Origin of the sequence: Spiroplasma alleghenense (assembly GCF_003363775.1) — a bacterium.
GTDB classification, from domain to species: Bacteria; Bacillota_I; Bacilli_A; order Mycoplasmatales; family Mycoplasmataceae; genus Spiroplasma_B; species Spiroplasma_B alleghenense.
This window is the reverse complement of sequence record NZ_CP031376.1, coordinates 1-18,835: the sequence shown is the minus strand read 5'-3', so window position 1 is coordinate 18,835 and position 18,835 is coordinate 1. Positions and strand designations below refer to the sequence as shown.

The following is an 18,835-nucleotide window of genomic DNA, read 5'->3' as shown; positions in this document are numbered from 1 at the left end:
TTTTTATCCATCCTTTAAATTATTATATCTCTTTATTTTTTTGAATAAACCTAAATCGGTCTTATTTGCAAAAAAAAATAAATCCGTTACTAGATTTAAGTTTTTTATCTATTATTATGATCAATCAATTTCTGATGGTTTTTTTGGTTTTGCATTTTGTTTAATATCGTCAATTAATCCATTACGAACATGAACAACAGTATTTGCAATATCAGCAATATTAGGGTTGTGAGTAACAATGATTACAGTAGTTTTGTATTTTTGATTTACTTGAATCAAAATTTCTAAAACTTTTCTACCCATTTCTTCATCAAGCGCCCCAGTTGGTTCGTCTCCAAAAAGAATGTCTGGATTTTTAGCAAGAGCTCTGGCGATTGAAACCCTTTGTTGTTGACCCCCAGACATTTGGTGAGGATATTTATTCATTTGCTCTTTCATCCCAATTGTTTCAAAAATATCTTCAATTGTCATATCTTTATTTTTGTTTCTACTCAAGTTTTCTCCAACTTCAGCATTTTCTTTGGCTGTTAAATTAGCAAGTAGATTATATTGTTGGAAAATAAACCCAACGTTATCTCTTCTAAATTTTGTTAAATGAGAATCCTTTAATAAAGAAAGGTTTGATCCAAGAACAAATACGTCCCCTTCACTAGTTTTATCTAGTCCAGATATTAAATTCAAGAGAGTTGTTTTACCCGAACCTGAAGGACCAAGAATTACAATGAAATTACCCTTTTTAAATTTAATGTCAACACCCTTTAGTACTGGTGTTTCCACATCTCCTGTTACATAAGATTTTCTAACATTAACAAGCTCAATTACGTTTTTATCAACTTCAGGCTTTACCCCTGTTGTTGAAACAATTTTACCTTCTAAAATTTCTTTTGAATATTTGTTTGTTAATTGCTTTTGATATTTGTTTTTAGCCTTAACAGCTTTTACACCTTCTTCGGTAACCGTAAACGGTTCCACGACAACAAATTCAGCCTCAGAACTATTTTCTTTAACTACTGCATCATCTTGAATTAGGTTTTTTTCATCTTTTTTAGCCATTATTTTCTCCTTGTTTATTCTTTTAAAGATAATATCATATTTACACTTAAATTATTTTTTTAATTTCTTCTGACGTAATATTATATTTTAATTTACAGAAGTCGCAAATTACTTCAACCTCTTCTTTTTTATCTACAATTTTTTGTAGTTCTTCCTCACCAATCAACTTTACTGATGACATTACTTTTTCTTTATTACAAGTACATTTATATTTTAATTCATTAACTTCTAAAATTTTAGAATCTTCTGCGATATCTTTAATCAATGATTCATAAACTGTTGTTTTTTTCAAAGTGTCTAAAAGGTGTTCTAAAGACCCTAGTTTTCCTTCTAAAAATTCAATATCCTCTTCGCTGTGTCCGGGTAATAGTTGAATCATAATACCAACAGCCTTTATAACTCGCCCAGACTCGTTAATATCAACCAAACTTGAAATTAGAGAGTTAACCTGATCGCTTTGACTCAACAAGTACATAAAATCAATATTAATTTCCCCGTTAACAATTTGAACTTTTGAAGAATAAGGTTCCTTCAAACCAATATCTTTTGAAACCTGTAAAAAACCAATTTTACCAACTGTTTGAGAAAGCGGACTTCCTTCATTTTCTTTAATTTCATCTAAACTAAAGTCCGGAACTTGAATATAACCCCTTACCGTTTTGTCTTGAAATTCAGCAATCATAGTTCCAGCTAATCCAGTACCGTTTATATCTGAAATAATTTTTTGGCCACTTTTTAAATCCGCCCCAATTAGACAATTGGCAATCAAAAATTTACCTAAAGCTATACTTGCATGAGTATTTGTGTTTTGCAAAGTAATGATTTCTTGGATAGATTCTGTTAAATCCACAATGCTTATTTTTAAATTATGCTTCTCACTGAGAGCCCTTACTTCTAAATCCATTTTTTTCTCATTTCTAATTTTTTAATAAAAAAGTCTGTAAAGACAGACTTTTTTATTCGTCTGGAGTGAATTCTAAAATTTCCCCATTTTCTTCTTTTCTTTTATTTTCTTTTTGACGAGCTTTTTCTTCTTCTACTTCAACTGGTAGTTTATTTTTTTCGTTGATGTAGTCGATTTGTTCAGCAGTAATTGTCTCAAGAATTCTTAGTGACTCAGCAATTAATTCTAGAGTTTTCTTGTGGCCTTTAATAATCTCAAGTGAAGATTTATAACATGCCTCAAGAATTTTTTGTACCTCTAAATCAATTTTTAATGCTGTTTCGTCTGAATAAACACCTTTTGTTTGTCCATATGCCTCCTCTGACATTGTTAAGAACTTTGTCAATCCCAAGCTAGACATTCCAAATTGTGTAACCATTCTTCGCGCTATATTTGTGGCCTTATCTAAGTCATCGTGTGCCCCTGTTGTAATTTTATTTTTACCAAAAATAAATTCTTCAGCTGCACGACCTCCAAGATATCCTGTAATTGATGCGAATAGGTCTTCTTTTGAAGAAAAGACACTTTCATCTTTTGGAGTCATGATTGTGTAACCACCAGCATTTCCCCTTGGAATTATTGTCACTTTTTGAACTTTATTTGCACTTTCAAGTTTTAACCCAATTAGTGCATGTCCTGCTTCATGATATGAAACAATATCTTTATCCAATAGTGTCATTGCTCGCGATCTTTTTGCCGGACCACCAACAACTCTATCAATCGCTTCATCAATTTCTGCTAAACCAATTAATTTTTTACCTTCTCTAACAACAAGAATTGCTGCCTCATTTAAAACGTTTTCTAATTGAGCCCCAGAGAAACCAGGAGTTCTTTCAGCAATTCGTTTTCAATCAATTGAAGGTGAAACAATTTTGTTTCTTGCATGAAGTTTTAAAATAGCTTCACGCTCTCTAATGTCTGGCAATGATATTTGGATAGTTCTATCAAAACGACCCGGTCTTAAAAGCGCAGCATCAAGAACGTCAACACGGTTTGTTGCAGCCATTACAATAACACCCGAATTTGTACCAAAACCATCCATTTCAACCAATAGTTGGTTAAGTGTTTGTTCTGAACCACTCATACCAACAGATTGACTTCTTTTTCTTCCAACTGCATCAATTTCATCAATAAATATTATACATGGTGCTGCTTTTTTTGCCTCAGTAAACATTTCTCTAACACGGCTGGCACCAACCCCAACAAACATTTCTTCAAATTCTGAACCCGAGATTGAGAAGAAGGCAACGCCAGCTTCTCCAGCCACAGCTTTTGCAAGAAGAGTTTTACCAGTTCCTGGAGGACCTTCCATTAATACCCCTTTAGGAGCTCTTGCGCCTTGCTCTGAGTATTTCTTAGGATTTTTTAAGTAGTCAACCAATTCTACAAGTTCTTGCTTTTCTTCTGAAATTCCAGCAATATCTGAGAATTTAATATCTGACTTTGTTTCTCTGGCACGGTTTTTACCCATTCCAAATACTCCACCAGCTCCTCCGCCGGCACCTTTTGACATAGATCTAAAGATAACAACATAAAGTACAACTAAAATTATGATTGGCAATAATGAAATAAATACACTCAAGAAAGTAACTCCGCTTGGGACAACAACTTTCGCATGTGTTATAAGTTGCGCAAATGCTGGCTGATTATTATAGAAATCATCGTATGTTGATGATCCCATGTTTGTAAAGAAACGCATACTCTTTGAGTCCGCTATATTCTGTAATGTTCCAGATATTGTAACTACTCCATTTTCGCCGTAAGATACACTAACGTTAAAAAATACGTACTCTCCACTGTTTAAGTAATTCATCAAACTGTTTGCAGATAACTCTTGTGGCGCTCCATTAACAGCTGAAATTATTCATAAAGTCAGAATCATAACTGCAAACGCTAAAATTAGTCATCATCAATAGCTCTTTTTCTTATTTTTCACTAAATTCACCATTTTCTAAAAATCAATAATATAATAACATTTTAATTAACTGAATAAAAGCAAATTAAACAATGTATAGAATAATTGTCTTATATTTATCCAAAATATAAAGATTCTTCATTCTTTCAAAATAACCAACTTTTTTTTCAGAATAATATTTAGTTAGTTTTTTACCCTTATAATAAAGTTTACTTTTAATTTGCCAATAGTCGTTTGTTATATAGCAATCAGGGTTCAAATCAAGGTTTTTAATTCTTTCTGAAGCTTCAGGTCCTCATTTTTCTAAAATTGCTTTATTGTTTTTAACTGAATAAGTGGCCGGACTTAAGGTTTTTAAATCAGAAATTATTACCTTTTCAAAGTCTTTTAAAACAACTACGTCATTTTTTTTCATAATTACATAAGGCTTTTTGCTTTGGCAGATTTTAACTATTTCTTTAAAAATTGCTTTTTTTGATTTTGCTAAATTTCTACCAATTTCTGATTTTAATAGGAATTTAGCAATTACAATTTGTTGTGTTTTTTCTGATAACTTACCAATATCTTTTATATAAATATGAAAATCACTAGAATGATTTTTTAAATAGTTTTGTGCAATATCATTATTTTTGGTCAATTCTTCATTTTCACTTATTATTTGTTTTAGAATTTGTCCGAAGTCTTTTTCATTTATTTCTTTTCTGATTTTATTTCTGAGAAATTTTTCATCAAAATTTGTTGAATCAATTGCGTAATCAATTTTATTAACTTCTAGAAACTTCATTATTTCAGATTTTTTAAGATCCAATATTGGTCTAAAAACAATAAGTTCTTTATAAAAAGTTGTTTCTTTTAATCCCCAAAAATCAACAATATTTTTTCTTTGTTTTTGAATTAAAAAGGTTTCGATTAAATCGTTAAAATTGTGAGCTATTAAAACGGTGTTAAAATTTTTATATTTTTTACTAATTTCTAAGAAAAAATCATATCTTTTAACCCGAGCAAAATTTTCAAAATTATCACCAAGATTAGAATAGTCTTCATTCAAAATTCTAATTTCCAGTTTGATTTTATTTGACTCACAGATTTCTTCAACAATTTTTTGGTCAATACGAGAATCTTCGCGATAATTATAGTTAACATGACAAACAATAAAATTGTCATGCTTAAAGTTTTTGTCGGAAATTAGCGAGGACAAAAGAAAAATGCTGTCTGGACCTCCAGAAACAGCTACTAAGTACTTTTTTTCTCAGTCAATTTTTTGCATTTTTTAGTCCTCAAATAATTTTAAAACATCTTTTGAATAATCGCCGTTTTCATTATGAGTGATTAATGGAGGCTTAATTTCTATCCCATTATTACCTTTGTAAATTCCGTCTATAAGAACAGTTTTAGCTTTTTTGCCAGCCTTAGAATAAATGAATTGAATGTTTTTTGGACTTAATTCGTATTTTTTAAAATAGTCTAAGATTTCAGAGAAACGTTCAGCCCTATGAACTATTGCAAATCTTCCCCCTTGCTTGAGAACCCTTGATCCTGAGGCAACTATTTCCTCTAAATTGATTTCAATCTCATGACGGGCTGGTGTCAAAAGTTCGCTCTTTTTGGTTAAATTAGATTTTTCTTCCACTTTGAAGAATGGAGGATTACAAAGAACTAAATCGAAATTATGATTATGTAATTTAGAAAAATCTTTAATATTAATATTTTCAATTTCTATTTGATTTTCTAGTTTATTAAGAATTATATTTTCATCAGCCAATTGGCAGGCCTCTTTTTGAATTTCCACACCAATTATTTTAGCTTTTGTGTATCTTGATATTATCAATGGAATAACAGCGTTGTTTGTTCCAAAATCAACTACTGTTCTTATCTTTGAACTAAACTTAACAAATCTGGCAAGCAGAATTGAATCAAGAGAAAATCTAAACATTTCAGTATCTTGATAGATTTCTAAATCTTTGTAACCAAGTATTGTATTTAAAATTTTCATCTATATGGCCTCAGTTATTTTTATTAAGAAGTTTTCAATACAAATATTTGCCGGTTTTCTGCCCTCTAAATCCTGAATTAAATCCAAAGCGAAAATTCCTAATTCTGCTTTTTCCCTTATTGCGAAATTATGATAAAAATCTCTCACAATTTCAATTAATTCATTTTTTTTAAGTTTTGCAAGCGAGTTTCCGTACAACATTATTTCAACAAGATCCTTTGATTTAACAAGATCTATTAATTTATTTTCTTCTAATTTTAATATTTGCGACTCAAGCGTCACCCTTTGACATCGAGATTTAATTGTTGAAATCACATTCGCTTCCTTCTTGGTCTTTAAAATTGCAAAAGTATTTTTTGGTGGTTCTTCAAGTATTTTTAGCAAAGAGTTGGCAGCCTCATTAGTCATATTTTCAGCATTTGTTAAAATATAAATCTTAATGCCGCGATTTTCTAGAGAAGTTAAAGATATTTTTTTAATAAGATTTTTTATTTCGTCTTTTGAAATTGTACCAATCGAGTCGCCAATCTCAAGAATATCAACGATCGTTTTGTTAACAACCCTCTTACATGTGCTGCATTCATCACTTGGTAAAGAGTTTTGCGGACAATAAATTAATCGTACCATTTCCTCTACAGTTTTATCTAGAAGTTCTTGATCTTGAGAATGAACTAAGAAGGCATGATGAATTTCTTGAAGATTAACTTTTTTTATTAAATCACTTAAAAAATTTTTTGCAAGCATTATTTTTTAGAATTAAGTCTTTCTACAATAACTTCATTAATTAAGAACTCAACTTGTTGAACCACTTCATTAACAGATTTGCGAGCATCAACAACTTTTATTCTTTCGGTATTATCACTTATTAGTAGTTGATAACCTTCATAAACGGTTTGGTGAAAGTTTGAGTCTTCTAAATCTAAACGATCAGGTGAGCGAGTTCTTGATGTTAATCTAATTTGCGCTTCTTTTGGTGTTATGTCAAAAAAGATTGTTAAATCAGGTTTTGCACTTCCAATAACAACATTTTGAACTTGATCAATCTCTGCCATCCCAATTCCCCTTGCATAACCTTGATAAACGGTTGTAGAGTCCATGAAGCGATCGCAAATAACTATTTTTCCGCTTTTTAAAGCAGGGATTATTTTTTTATCAATGTGCTGCTTTCTTGAAGCTATGTAAAGCAAGGCCTCTGTTCAGTGCGTCATTTCTGTATTATTTTTATCTAAAATTAAATTTCTGATGGCCTCTGAAATTTCTTCTCCTCCAGGTTCTCTGGTTAAAATAACATCAAAACCTTTTTCTAAAATTTTTTCTTTAACAATTTTTGCGATGGTGGTTTTACCCGAACCATCTATTCCCTCAAGTGTAATAAAAATCATTTTTTAGTCCTCGTATTTTTCTCTATTATTAATTGCGCTCTTTAAAGTTAAGTTATCAATGTAGTCAAGCATTCCACCCACAGGCATTCCCTTAGCAATTCTTGAAACTTTATCGGTTTGGTTTTTTACAAGTTGAGCTACAAAGTTCGCTGTAACCTCTCCTTCAAAAGTGCTATTCAAAGCAAGAATCACTTCTTTTTCTTTATCAATTCTTTGTAATAAATTTTCAAGCGTTAGCTTATCAGGTGTTTGGTTTTTGTTAATATTTATTTCACCTTTTAAAACATGGTATAGACCATTATATAAGTTTGACCTCTCAATTGTGTGAGCATCCGGTATGGAAGAAACAACTAAAATTTTGTTTTTATTTCTAGAATTATCCGAGCAAATCGGGCAGACATTATTTTCAGATAGGTAGAAGCAAATTTCACACTCAGCAAAATTATTATCTATGTAATTTATTATATCTTTAAAATCCTTGATTTTGGCTTTATTGCCAATTAAATCAAAAATAAATCTTTCGGCATTTTTTCTACTAAATCCCTTAGTCTTATTTAGTTGCGCGATTAACTCATCAATTTTATTTTCCACAATAACGCTCCTAATCTATTACCTCAATATTATCTTCTCCAAAAATATTTTTCATTTCTTCAAGAGAAGTTAATTCTTTTTCTTCCACTTTATTTATTTTTTTAATTATACTCTGATAAAATTCAGCAACATTAATTTGTTCATGATCTCATAATTCGTTATCATTTTTCATTTTTATAAAATCTTCTTTAATATTTTTCCAACTCTCTTTTGAGATAGCAATTATTGCTTGAGGACTTTGTAGTATTGAGAAAATGTCATTTTGGAAAGAATCTTCTTGTAATTTAAAGTTTAAAATTTCTGCAACTTCATCGTGATCACAAACCAAAATAAATCCATTTTCACAAGCAGCAACAATTTTGCCATTTCAAAATAAACTGAACTTTTTAACAATTTCTTCGTTCGCAAAATATCCATCATTTGATCTAACAAAAATTTCATCGATTTTTTCATTAACAAAATTTCTTTGCTCTTTGTTGGCTCCCAAAATTACATTAAAGATTTTCTTATCACTTACCACAATTTTTTTAACTGAGCTTGGTACGTATTCAACAATTTGCTCAAGAATTATTTTTTGTAGACCGACCTCATTTAAACCATCGATAACCTCAACCTTAGGTTGAGGTTCGTTTTCTGGTTTGACCAAATCAACTTCAATTTCCTCATGAGCAGTTTGGTTTGTTTCGATTTCAATAGCTTTGTTCTCTTCTGTCTTATTTTCAACATCTTTTTTATTTATATTTTTTATATTATCTTTACCTAATTTATAAATTACTTTTAAGATATTAACCAGCATAAAATCTTGATTAATTGTTGTGGTTTTTGTCTTAGCATAAACTTCGCTTAGAATATCAGAAACTAAAAATAAGTTTTCCAAGGATTCGATTTTGAAGTGCTCTAGTTCTTCATCTTCTAAAACATTTTTAAACTCAAGATTGTTTGTCAACTTATATTCAATGATTTCTTTCAAGATTTCTAAAAGCGATAATGCTAGCGAATTAAAGTCAACTCCACTATTTGTTGCAACTTCAAAGTACTTAATAATTTTTTCAACCTGACCTTTAAATATGTCTAGCAGTAAATCTATCTTTTCTTTTTTACTAGCAACATTGAAAACCAATTTTAAATCAGCCAGTTTTATTTCGTCTTTTTCAAATACCATTAGCTGTTCTAAAACATTTAATGCGTCTCTAAGTGATCCATCTGAAAGATAAAATATTTCATCCAAAGCATCGCTGTCAATTTTAATATTTTCCTTTGTGCTTATTTCATTAAGTTTATTTTTCATTGCTGATTTTGAAATCTTTTGAAAGTTAAATCCCTGACATCTTGAAATTATTGTTGCTGGTATTTTATTCAATTCAGTTGTAGCTAAAATAAAGATAATATGTTTTGGTGGTTCTTCTAAAGTTTTAAGCAGTGCGTTGAAAGCCGAATTTGTAAGCATATGAAATTCATCAATTATATAAACTTTGAATTCAGCAATTGTTGGTAAAGTAGAAACATTGTTTTTAATATTTCTGATTTCATCAACTCCATTATTAGAAGCAGCATCGATTTCAAAAATATCAGGATGAGAATTGTTATTTGCTAATGAACAACTTTCACAATTGTTACATGGTTCAAAACCAACTTTATTTTTACAGTTTATTGTCTTAGCAAAAATTTTAGCAACCGAAGTTTTCCCTGTTCCCCTTTGTCCTGAAAACATTAAAGCATGAGGAAATGAGTTGTTTTTAATTTCATTAGTCAGAATTGTTTTTAAGTTTTCATGACAAGCAACTTCTGAAAAATTAGTTGGTCTATAAATTCTGTAAAGTGATTTTTTAATTTCAGACATCGGCTTTTGCTCCCCTTTTTCTTAGTTGCTTAAAGAATTCTTGAAGTTGATTTTTAAAATAATTATCAGATTCTTTATCATTTATTTTAGTAGTTTTTAATTTGGTTTTAGATCTACTAACTCCCCGGCTTGTGATTGAACCAAACTTATGACTTTCGACAATATATTGAACCTCACTTATATATGCTTGTTCGATTGCTCCGATACACATTAAGCATGGTTCTAGAGTTGTAATTAACTTATAGTCTTCTAGGTGAAAACTATTTACTTTTTTTATTGCAGACAAAACCGCGTTGATTTCTGCGTGCTCAACTAAAGAATTGTTTTTAATTCTAGTGTTATTACCAGTACCAATTATATTGTTGTCTTTATCAACTATAATTGCGGCTACGGGTATATCATCAGACTTAAGTGATTGATTTGTTAATTTCTTTAAAATTTCAAATAATTCATTATTCATTTTTGTCTCCAATAAAAAAGCCAAAGTACAAGGCACAGATTCTTATGGCTGCTACCTTCCGGTCCTGACCAGGTTCAAACGTTACCCTTACGATGGCAACTTTATAATACCATATTTATTGGCTTTTTACACCTTTATGTAGATTTATATTTTGTTTTTTTTGTTTCACGTGAAACCAAAGGCTTTATTATAATTAATTTTTAATCCTGTTTTTCAGTTAAATATGTTTCACGTGAAACGTAAAAAAACTAGCAAAGCTAGTTTTTTAAAAATATTCTTTATTATCAAAGTAAGGTTTTAAAACTTCGGGTATTAATAATTTATCATCTTCTCAGTAGTTCTCAAGAATAGCAGCAATTAATCTATCAATCGCTAATCCCGAACCATTTAGGGTGTGAACAAACTCATTTCCTTTTTCAGATTTAAACCTAGTTTTCATTCTTCTGGCTTGGAAGTCACCACAATTTGAACAAGAAGATATTTCGCGATATTTGTTTTGGCTTGGGAATCATACTTCTAAATCATATGTTTTAGTCGCGCTAAATCCAATGTCTCCACTACACAATTCCACAACTCGGTATGGTAATTTGAATAAGTTTAAAATGTCTTCGGCATCTTTGAGCAACTTTTCTAGCTCGTTCATAGATTCACTTGGATGAACAATTTTCACTAACTCTACCTTGTTAAATTGGTGTAGTCTAATAATACCCTTTGTATCTCTTCCTGCACTTCCAGCTTCTTGTCTGAAACATTGAGTGTAAGCAGTGTATTTTAAAGGTAGTTGATCTGCATTCAAAATTTCATCGCGGTGAATATTTGTTAAAGGAACTTCTGCTGTTGGGATTAAATATTGATCCCCAACTTTGTAAGCGTCTTCAGCAAACTTTGGCAATTGACCTGTTCCGACCATGTTTATTTCGTTAACAATTAGTGGTAGGTAGAATTCTTGATAACCATTTTTTGAATGGTGTTTTAAAAGAACATCGATTATAGCTCTAATTAATTGAGCCCCCAGACTTTTATAAACAACAAATCTTGAACCAGATATTTTAGCACCTAAGTCAAAATCAGCGATATTTCATTTGGTTGCAATATCTCAATGCGCCATATCATGTTTTTTAATTGGCATCAAATTGTTTTTTTTAATTTCTAAGTTGCTATCTTCATCTGCTCCCTCAACAATTTTTTCGTGAGGAATATTTGGTATTTGTAACATTGCGTTATTTAGTTCGGTTTCTAATTCTTGAACTTTTTTATCAAGCTTATCAATATCTAGATTAATTTTTGTAACTTTAGTTTTACAGTCCTCAACCTCTTTGGTTTTTTTATCCTTCATTAATGATGGGATGAGTTTAGAAATTTGGTTTTTTTCAGCTTTTAGTTCTTCAACTTGTCTTAAGTGCTCTTTTCTCGAAGAATTCTTTTTGACAGCTTCTTGTAAAACTTTGGTAAAGTCGCCGCTTCTTTTGTTAAGTTGGGTTGTGTAATATTTTAATTCGGTTTCAATTTTATTTATGTCTAACATTATTTTTTCTCCCTAATTGTTTTTAGTTCACTCTAAAGTTACAGCGGTTATGATTTCATCATCATTTAATCTGAAACCCTTTACTCCTTGAGTATTTCTTGATAGCAGTGGTAATTCAGTAACTGGTATTTTAATTAAGTTTCCTTTTGAAGAAATCATGACGATTGTATCGCTTTCACGAATCGAAATTATTGATCGCAATCCTCCGGTTTTTTCACCAAGATTCATAGCTTTAACACCTTTTGAATTTCGGCCTAAAATTTTGTATTCTTCAACCTTAGTTTTTTTGGCACTACCTTTTTCAGAAATTGTTGAAATTAAATCACTTCCAAAGTTTGAACATGATCCAATTACAAAGTCTTGTTTGTCTAAGCTAATACCTTTTACCCCAAATGAATTTCTTGAAAGCGTGTTAACATTTTCTTCACTAATTCTAGTTACCTTACCTCTGCTAGTTCCGATGATTAAATCATTTTTACCATTTGATGGAATTACTGAAATTAACTCATCTCCATCTTTTAACTTAATCGCAATTTTACCTGATTGGTTAATTGAATCAAATTCATCAATTGGGGTTTTCTTGACAATTCCATTTTTAGTTACAAAGGTTAAAAATTCGTGTTTACGTTTTTTATCTCTGAATGCTAGAATTGAGGTAACTTTTTCATCCTTAGTTATATTTATATAATTTATAATTGGTAAACCTCGGGCTGTTCTTGAAAATTGTGCCACATTATAAGCTTTAATTTTATAAACTTTTCCGGTGTCAGTGAAGAACATCAAATTATCTTTGGTTTTACCCATAGTAGCAACAGTAATTGGATCAGTTTCACGATCGTTTACAATAATTCCTCTTCCACCACGTTTTTGAATTTTGAAATCGTTTGGTTCAATTCGGCGAATGTAGCCTTCTTGAGAAAGGGTAATAATCATTTGCGAATCTATAATTAATTCTTCATTATCAATTTCTGTTGAAATTTCATCAATGATTTCAGTTCTTCTATCATCACCATATTTTTGAGCGATTTCTGTTAGTTGATTAATTAACACTAAATCTTGTTCTTCTTTACTTGCAATAATTTTTTCAAGTACAGTAATACGATTTTTAATTTCAATTATTTCGTTATTAATTTTGTCACGTTCTAGACCAACTAATCTTTGCAGACGCATTTCTAAAATCGCTTTATTTTGTTCCTCATCAAATCCAAAAGCATCTGTCATTTTTTCTTTTGCAATTTCATTTGTTTTTGAATTTCTGATAATTTCAATAATTTTATCAATATTATCAAGAGCAATTCCTAAAGCAGTTAAAATATGCAATTTTTTTTGCAACTTATTTTTTTCAAAAATTGTTCTTCTTAAAATAATTTGGATTTGGTATTTCACATAATTACTAATAATTTTTTTCAAGTCCATTAACAATGGAACTCCGTTATTTAAAGCTACCATGTTAATTGAGAAATTAATTTGCAAATTAGTCATTTTATAAAGTTTATTAATAACCATTTCGGCATTTGCATCTCGTTTTAGTTCAATCACAACACGAATTCCTTCGTAGTTTGATTCGTCTCTTAAATCCGATATCCCTTGAATAATTTTATTTTTAGCCAATTCAGCAATTCTTTCGATTATTCTAGCCTTGTTGGTTTGGTATGGAATTTCTGTAATTATTAAACGTTTATTTTTAGCATCTTCGTCGATCTCAATTTTAGAACGAACAGTTAAACTTCCTCTTCCAGTTTTGTATCCATCAACCATTGATTTACCATTCGTCATTAAAGCTCCTGTTGGAAAATCAGGTCCCTTAATATGTTCTAACATTCCATCAATTGTGATGTCGTTGTTGTTAATATAAGCAATTACAGCTGAAATTAATTCTCTTAAATTATGTGGAGGGATATTTGTTGCCATCCCAACCGCAATCCCAGTTGCCCCATTTGCCAATAGGTTTGGTAAATATCCAGGTAAATATCCAGGTTCAACTTCACTAGCATCATAGTTATCAACAAATGGAATTGTATCCATATCAATATCTTTAATTACTAAACTTGAAACTTTTGACAGACGAGCTTCAGTATAACGCATCGCTGCGGCTCCATCTCCATCGATTGAACCAAAGTTACCATGACCGTCCACTAAGGGATAACGATAGGAAAAATCTTGGGCCATTCTAACCATTGCTTCATAAACCGAACTATCACCATGAGGGTGATACTTACCAATAACTTCCCCAACAATTCTAGCTGATTTTTTATGCGGTTTATCATGAGTAATTCCCAAGTCGTTCATTGCATAAATAATTCTTCTGTGAACTGGTTTTAGACCATCTTTTAAATCAGGAAGTGCTCGACTTACGATTACGCTCATAGCGTACTCAAGAAAGTCTTTTTGCATCTCCGTTTTTATGTCCATCCCTATAACTTTACCGTCAAGGTTTTTTCCACTCATATTCTAACCTCTTATCTTTTTTTTACTTAATAATTAAAAATCTATATTTTCTACAAATTGTGCATTATCTGTAATAAATTTTCGACGACTTTCAATATTTTCACCCATTAGGCTTGAAAACACTTCATTATCCAAGAAAGAATCTGTTGCTTTAATTTGTAAAATAGTTCTTCGCTCTGGATCCATTGTTGTTTCTCAAAGTTGGATTGGGTCCATTTCTCCAAGTCCTTTGTAACGTTGAATTGTATATTTTAAATCTTTAAATTGTTCAGCTTTTAAAACTTCTAATTCTTGATCGTTGTATGCATAAGCATTTTTTTTACCAGCTTCAATTTTGTAAAGTGGTGGCTGTGCAACATAGATATTTCCATTTTTAACAATTTTATTCATATAACGATAAAAAAATGTTAAAAGTAAAGTTCTAATGTGAGCCCCATCAACATCGGCATCTGTCATTATTATTATTTTTTTATATCTAATTTTTTCTAAATCAAGATTATCTTTAATTCCGGTTCCAATTGCAGTAACAATTGATTGAATTTCAGTATTTTCAAAAGCTCTTCCTTCTTTTACTTTTTCAACGTTTAAAACTTTCCCACGTAAAGGTAAAATTGCTTGGTATTTACGGTTTCGTCCAGTTTTGGCACTACCACCCGCAGAATCCCCTTCGACTAAGTAAAGTTCACATAAATCTGCATCCTTAGATTCACAATCTGCTAATTTACCTGGTAATGAGAAATTATCTAATGCTGATTTTCTTCTTGTATCTTCACGAGCACGCATCGCAGCAATTCTCGCTTTTTGGGATAGCATATTTTTTTCGATGATTTTTTTACTATCTTCAGGATTCTTCAATAAGTAGTCCTTTAGTTTTTCAGTAATTACTTGGTTAACAGCTTCTTTAGCATCTAAGTTTGAAAGCTTAGCTTTTGTTTGACCTTCAAATTGAGGATCCATATGTTTGATTGATAAAACACAAACGATTCCTTCTTTGATGTCATCTCAAGTAAATTTAGTTTTCTTAACATTTTTAGTACTTTCATTCAAATAGTTATTAATAACTTTAACTAGTGCTTGACGTAACCCTTCTTCATGAGTTCCCCCTTCGCTAGTAAAAATATTATTACAAAATGAAAATAGATTTTCTGTATAAGAATCGTTATATTGCATTGCAAATTCAATCGCAATATCATTAAAACTTTCATTAACTGAAAAAACGTTTTCATTAATTTTGTTTTTACCACTATTGATTTCTGTTACATAATCTTCAATTCCGTTTTCAAAATTATAAGAAATCTCTTTGTCTGATCGTTGGTCATATAAATTAATTGTTACTCCACGATTCAAGAAAGCCATTTGTTTTAACTTGTTTTGAATAGTTTTAAAATCAAAATTAATTGTTTCTTTAAAAATTTCTGGATCTGGTTTAAATTTTACTAAAGTTCCTTGAACATCAGTATTCCCAATAATTTCTAAAGCTGAAATTTTAGTTCCCCCGTCACTAAAAACTTGACGGTGAATTTTATTATCCCTTAGAACCATAACCTCAACATATAAACTCAAGGCATTAACAACAGATGCTCCAACCCCGTGAAGTCCTCCTGAAATTTTATAAGTATCTGAACTAAATTTTCCCCCAGCATGTAAAACAGTGAAAACTGTTTCAAGAGCACTTTTTTTTGTCTCTGGGTGAATATCAATTGGAATTCCACGTCCGTTATCTTTAACAATAATTTCATTATTATTAGTAATTACTACTGTAATTGTATTTGCAAATCCTGCGAGTGTTTCATCGATTGAGTTATCAATAATCTCTCAAATTAAGTGATGTAATCCAACTTCATTTGTTGTTCCAATATACATTCCTGGTCTTTTTCGAACCGCTTCAAGTCCTTTTAAAACTTGAATTGAGGATGAACTATATTTTTGTTCCACAATTGAAACCTCTTTTCTACATCTATTATTATAGCATTTTTATCCCTAAAATAACCTCTGTGATAGTCATTTGTCCAATAAATAATATATCTCCCCGATTTAACCAAAAAAATCTCTAAAAAGCCTATTAAAAGCACATAAAACGATTATTTTTTTAATTATTTAATTTATGAACATTGGTAAAACTAATTGTACTAGTTCAGGTTCCTCTGGTGAAGTAATTACGATCGGCTTTTTATTATCAATAATTTTCAATTCTAATACTTTTGTATCAAAAGTTTTTACCGCGTCCATGAAAAATTTTGAGTTGAAACTTATGTTTTGCTCATCAAGTCCTTTTAAATCAAATTCTTGAAATTTTTCTTCAAAATTACCAATCTGGTGAATATTTGATTTAACTCAAATTGTGTCTCCCACTAATTTAAAGTTAACAACAGCTGAAGTATTTTCTTCATTAGGAATATCTGCACGACTGATAACTTTACTAAATTCTCTATTACCTAAAGTAACAATTGAATTAAAGTCTCTTGGAAAGGCAGCGTTAATATCTGGGAATTGTCCTTCCAAAATTGTTGACTGAAAAATTGTATTTCCAAAAATAAAAGTCACATAACCCTCAGATTGAATAAATCGAACTATATCCTTATCAGTAACTATTTTTATAAATTCACTAACAGTTTTAATTGGAATATTAATATCTAAATTACTTACTTCTTTTTCAAAAATTATTTTTTTCTGAGAAAGTCTGTAGGAATCAGTTCCTGATATAAAAAGTTCATTCTTTTTAAAATTAAAGTTTAGTCCTGTTAAAGAAATTTTCTTGTTGAATTCATCAATTGAAATCATTGTTTGCATCATGGCTTTTTTCAAGACACTTCCCTTGATTTCGAATTCATTACCTTTTTCTCTAAATCCTAATAATGGATAATCATCACGATTTAAAATATTTAGTTGAAATTCAGCTTTCTCACCACTTACTTTAATGATATTGTTTTCAACTAAAATAATTTCAACAAACTTATCATCAGATCTTCTTAAAATTTCAATTAAGTATCTTCCTTTAATTAAGATTGAACCAGCTTCAGTAATATCTAAGCCAGAATCCTTTTTACTAATAACCGATTTAATTGAAATAGAACCATCACTTGTAATCAAACTAACATCATCTACTCCAACTTCAATTAAAGTTCCTAAAAGAACAGGATTCAAAGTTTTATAATCGATTATCTTAGCAACTTTAACCAATTCGTCCAATAAAACATTTTTCTTAATTTTAAAATTCATATTTTTTACCCCCTATTTAAAATATTATTTATTGTTATTATTATGCTGCGGATATGTGGAAAACATCGTTTAAAACAACGCCCCAAGCACTATATCTATTTGTTAATACACAAGCATTTATAGTTATCAACACCCTATTTCAGAGTTAAACTTTTCTTAATTTGCTCAACCATTCTTTTGTAATCTTTATCTTTTGCTATCTTAGATTCTACATTTTGTACCGCGTTTATTACAGTTGTGTGGTCTTTTCCTCCAAACTCACTTCCAATAACGCTTAAGTTGTGGTTTAAAAGTATCTTTGTCAAATACATTGCCAAGTGTCTTGCGTTAACTAAGTTAGCTATTCTAGATTTACCATCAATCATTTTTACTGTAACCCCGAATTTTTCAGCAACCACTTCTTTAATTTTTCTGGTATTCATTTTACCGATTGATATTACAGGAATATCTTTGAAAATGTTGGTTACGTGATCTAAAGTAATTAATTCTCCAGAATTATTTTGAATTGTTCAAAATAAAATCTTATTAATAGTTCCTTTAATTTTTCTTACATCTGAACTAAAGTAAGTTGCAATGTATCCTTTAGCTTCATCAGTAATTGAAATATGTTGTAAATCCAATTCCTTGTTAATAATACCAATTGCGGTTTCAAAGTCTGGTGTAGTAATACCAACGCTTAATCCTGAAGTAAATCTGGTAATCATTCTCTGGTCAAACCCATTTAATTCCTCTGGATACTTATCGGAAGTAAACACGATTTGTTTTTTATTATTAATAAAGCTGTTAAAAATCCTGAAAAATATCTCGTTAGTTTTACCACGGTTCGCCAAGAACTGAATGTCATCAATTAATAAGACGTCATATTCTTCATAATTTTTTTCAAATTGTTCAATTGAATTATGTCCTTGAGAAATAATATCAACGACTAATTTACCAAACTCCTCACTGGTTGTATATTTCACTTTATAATCCTTTGAATTTTTCTCAGTTTTTACAAAGTATTCAATCCCTTTAATCAAATGAGTTTTACCAAGACCAGAATCCCCGTAAATGAAAAGTGGGTTTCATTTTCTTCCTAAATCACTGGCAACTGCTTTAGAGGCCATGAAAGCTTGGATGTTTGAGTCTCCTTTAACAAAGTTATCAAATGAATATTCATAATTTTCACTATCAGCAGACTGGTCCTGAATTTTTCTAACCTCTTCTTCAATATTGAATTCGTCTGGAGTAAGCAATCTCAATGTAGCCATTTCTTTAGTTAATTCTCTAATTTTAGCTAGTAAATTTTCGCTAATGTTTTCAATAACGATTTTACCCATTCCAGAGGTTAATACTATTCAATAATCATTATCTTCTTTAATATAAAATCTTGCTGTTTTTACATATTCTTGATAAGATGTGTGATCGATTAAGTCGCTTGATATTAACCATTCCTTTAATTTTCGTCATAGTTCTTCTTCGCGCAT

15 protein-coding genes and 1 other RNA gene are annotated in these 18,835 nt (G+C 30.3%); all 16 read right to left on the bottom strand.

The window, feature by feature from the left end; genetic code table 4:
* Positions 1–114: 114 nt before the first annotated feature.
* The gene (locus tag SALLE_RS00080) at positions 115–1,053 is read right to left on the bottom strand and encodes an ABC transporter ATP-binding protein (protein ID WP_115557621.1); all 939 of its coding nucleotides are present in this window, start codon (positions 1,051–1,053) and stop codon (positions 115–117) included.
* 46 nt (positions 1,054–1,099) lie between these two features.
* Positions 1,100–1,957, bottom strand: coding sequence for an Hsp33 family molecular chaperone HslO (locus SALLE_RS00075; RefSeq protein ID WP_115557620.1), 858 nt, complete (start codon positions 1,955–1,957; stop codon positions 1,100–1,102).
* A gap of 52 nt (positions 1,958–2,009) precedes the next feature.
* Positions 2,010–3,878, bottom strand: coding sequence for an ATP-dependent zinc metalloprotease FtsH (gene ftsH / locus SALLE_RS00070; protein WP_425451052.1), 1,869 nt, complete (start codon positions 3,876–3,878; stop codon positions 2,010–2,012).
* Positions 3,879–3,996: 118 nt separating this feature from the next.
* Complete coding sequence (gene tilS, locus SALLE_RS00065) at positions 3,997–5,178, bottom strand: tRNA lysidine(34) synthetase TilS (protein WP_115557619.1); 1,182 nt, start codon at positions 5,176–5,178, stop codon at positions 3,997–3,999.
* Between the two features lie 3 nt (positions 5,179–5,181).
* On the bottom strand, positions 5,182–5,904 hold the full coding sequence (locus SALLE_RS00060; protein WP_115557618.1) for a tRNA1(Val) (adenine(37)-N6)-methyltransferase: 723 nt from the start codon (positions 5,902–5,904) through the stop codon (positions 5,182–5,184).
* Complete coding sequence (locus SALLE_RS00055) at positions 5,905–6,648, bottom strand: DNA polymerase III subunit delta' (RefSeq protein ID WP_115557617.1); 744 nt, start codon at positions 6,646–6,648, stop codon at positions 5,905–5,907.
* Positions 6,648–7,286: a dTMP kinase gene (gene tmk / locus SALLE_RS00050; protein WP_115557616.1), complete on the bottom strand. Its 639-nt coding sequence runs from the start codon at positions 7,284–7,286 to the stop codon at positions 6,648–6,650. Before tmk ends, SALLE_RS00055 begins: the two co-directional genes overlap by 1 nt.
* A 3-nt stretch (positions 7,287–7,289) precedes the next feature.
* Entirely contained in the window at positions 7,290–7,877 is a 588-nt protein-coding gene (gene recR, locus SALLE_RS00045; protein ID WP_162807908.1) for a recombination mediator RecR, read from the bottom strand.
* Positions 7,878–7,887: 10 nt separating this feature from the next.
* Positions 7,888–9,717 carry a DNA polymerase III subunit gamma/tau gene (dnaX, locus tag SALLE_RS00040; RefSeq protein ID WP_115557614.1) on the bottom strand — a complete coding sequence of 610 codons (1,830 nt, stop codon included), beginning with the start codon at positions 9,715–9,717 and terminating at the stop codon, positions 7,888–7,890.
* Positions 9,704–10,177, bottom strand: coding sequence for a nucleoside deaminase (locus tag SALLE_RS00035; RefSeq protein WP_115557613.1), 474 nt, complete (start codon positions 10,175–10,177; stop codon positions 9,704–9,706). The genes dnaX and SALLE_RS00035 overlap by 14 nt, the downstream gene beginning before the upstream one ends.
* Before the next feature lie 7 nt (positions 10,178–10,184).
* An RNA gene (ffs, locus tag SALLE_RS00030) (signal recognition particle sRNA small type) lies at positions 10,185–10,281 on the bottom strand.
* A gap of 161 nt (positions 10,282–10,442) precedes the next feature.
* Positions 10,443–11,702, bottom strand: coding sequence for a serine--tRNA ligase (gene serS, locus SALLE_RS00025; protein WP_115557612.1), 1,260 nt, complete (start codon positions 11,700–11,702; stop codon positions 10,443–10,445).
* Positions 11,703–11,714: 12 nt separating this feature from the next.
* On the bottom strand, positions 11,715–14,150 hold the full coding sequence (gyrA, locus tag SALLE_RS00020; RefSeq protein WP_115557611.1) for a DNA gyrase subunit A: 2,436 nt from the start codon (positions 14,148–14,150) through the stop codon (positions 11,715–11,717).
* A gap of 33 nt (positions 14,151–14,183) precedes the next feature.
* Positions 14,184–16,085: a DNA topoisomerase (ATP-hydrolyzing) subunit B gene (gyrB, locus tag SALLE_RS00015; protein WP_115557610.1), complete on the bottom strand. Its 1,902-nt coding sequence runs from the start codon at positions 16,083–16,085 to the stop codon at positions 14,184–14,186.
* A gap of 162 nt (positions 16,086–16,247) precedes the next feature.
* Positions 16,248–17,369, bottom strand: coding sequence for a DNA polymerase III subunit beta (dnaN, locus tag SALLE_RS00010; RefSeq protein ID WP_115557609.1), 1,122 nt, complete (start codon positions 17,367–17,369; stop codon positions 16,248–16,250).
* Between the two features lie 134 nt (positions 17,370–17,503).
* Entirely contained in the window at positions 17,504–18,835 is a 1,332-nt protein-coding gene (gene dnaA, locus SALLE_RS00005) for a chromosomal replication initiator protein DnaA (protein WP_115557608.1), read from the bottom strand.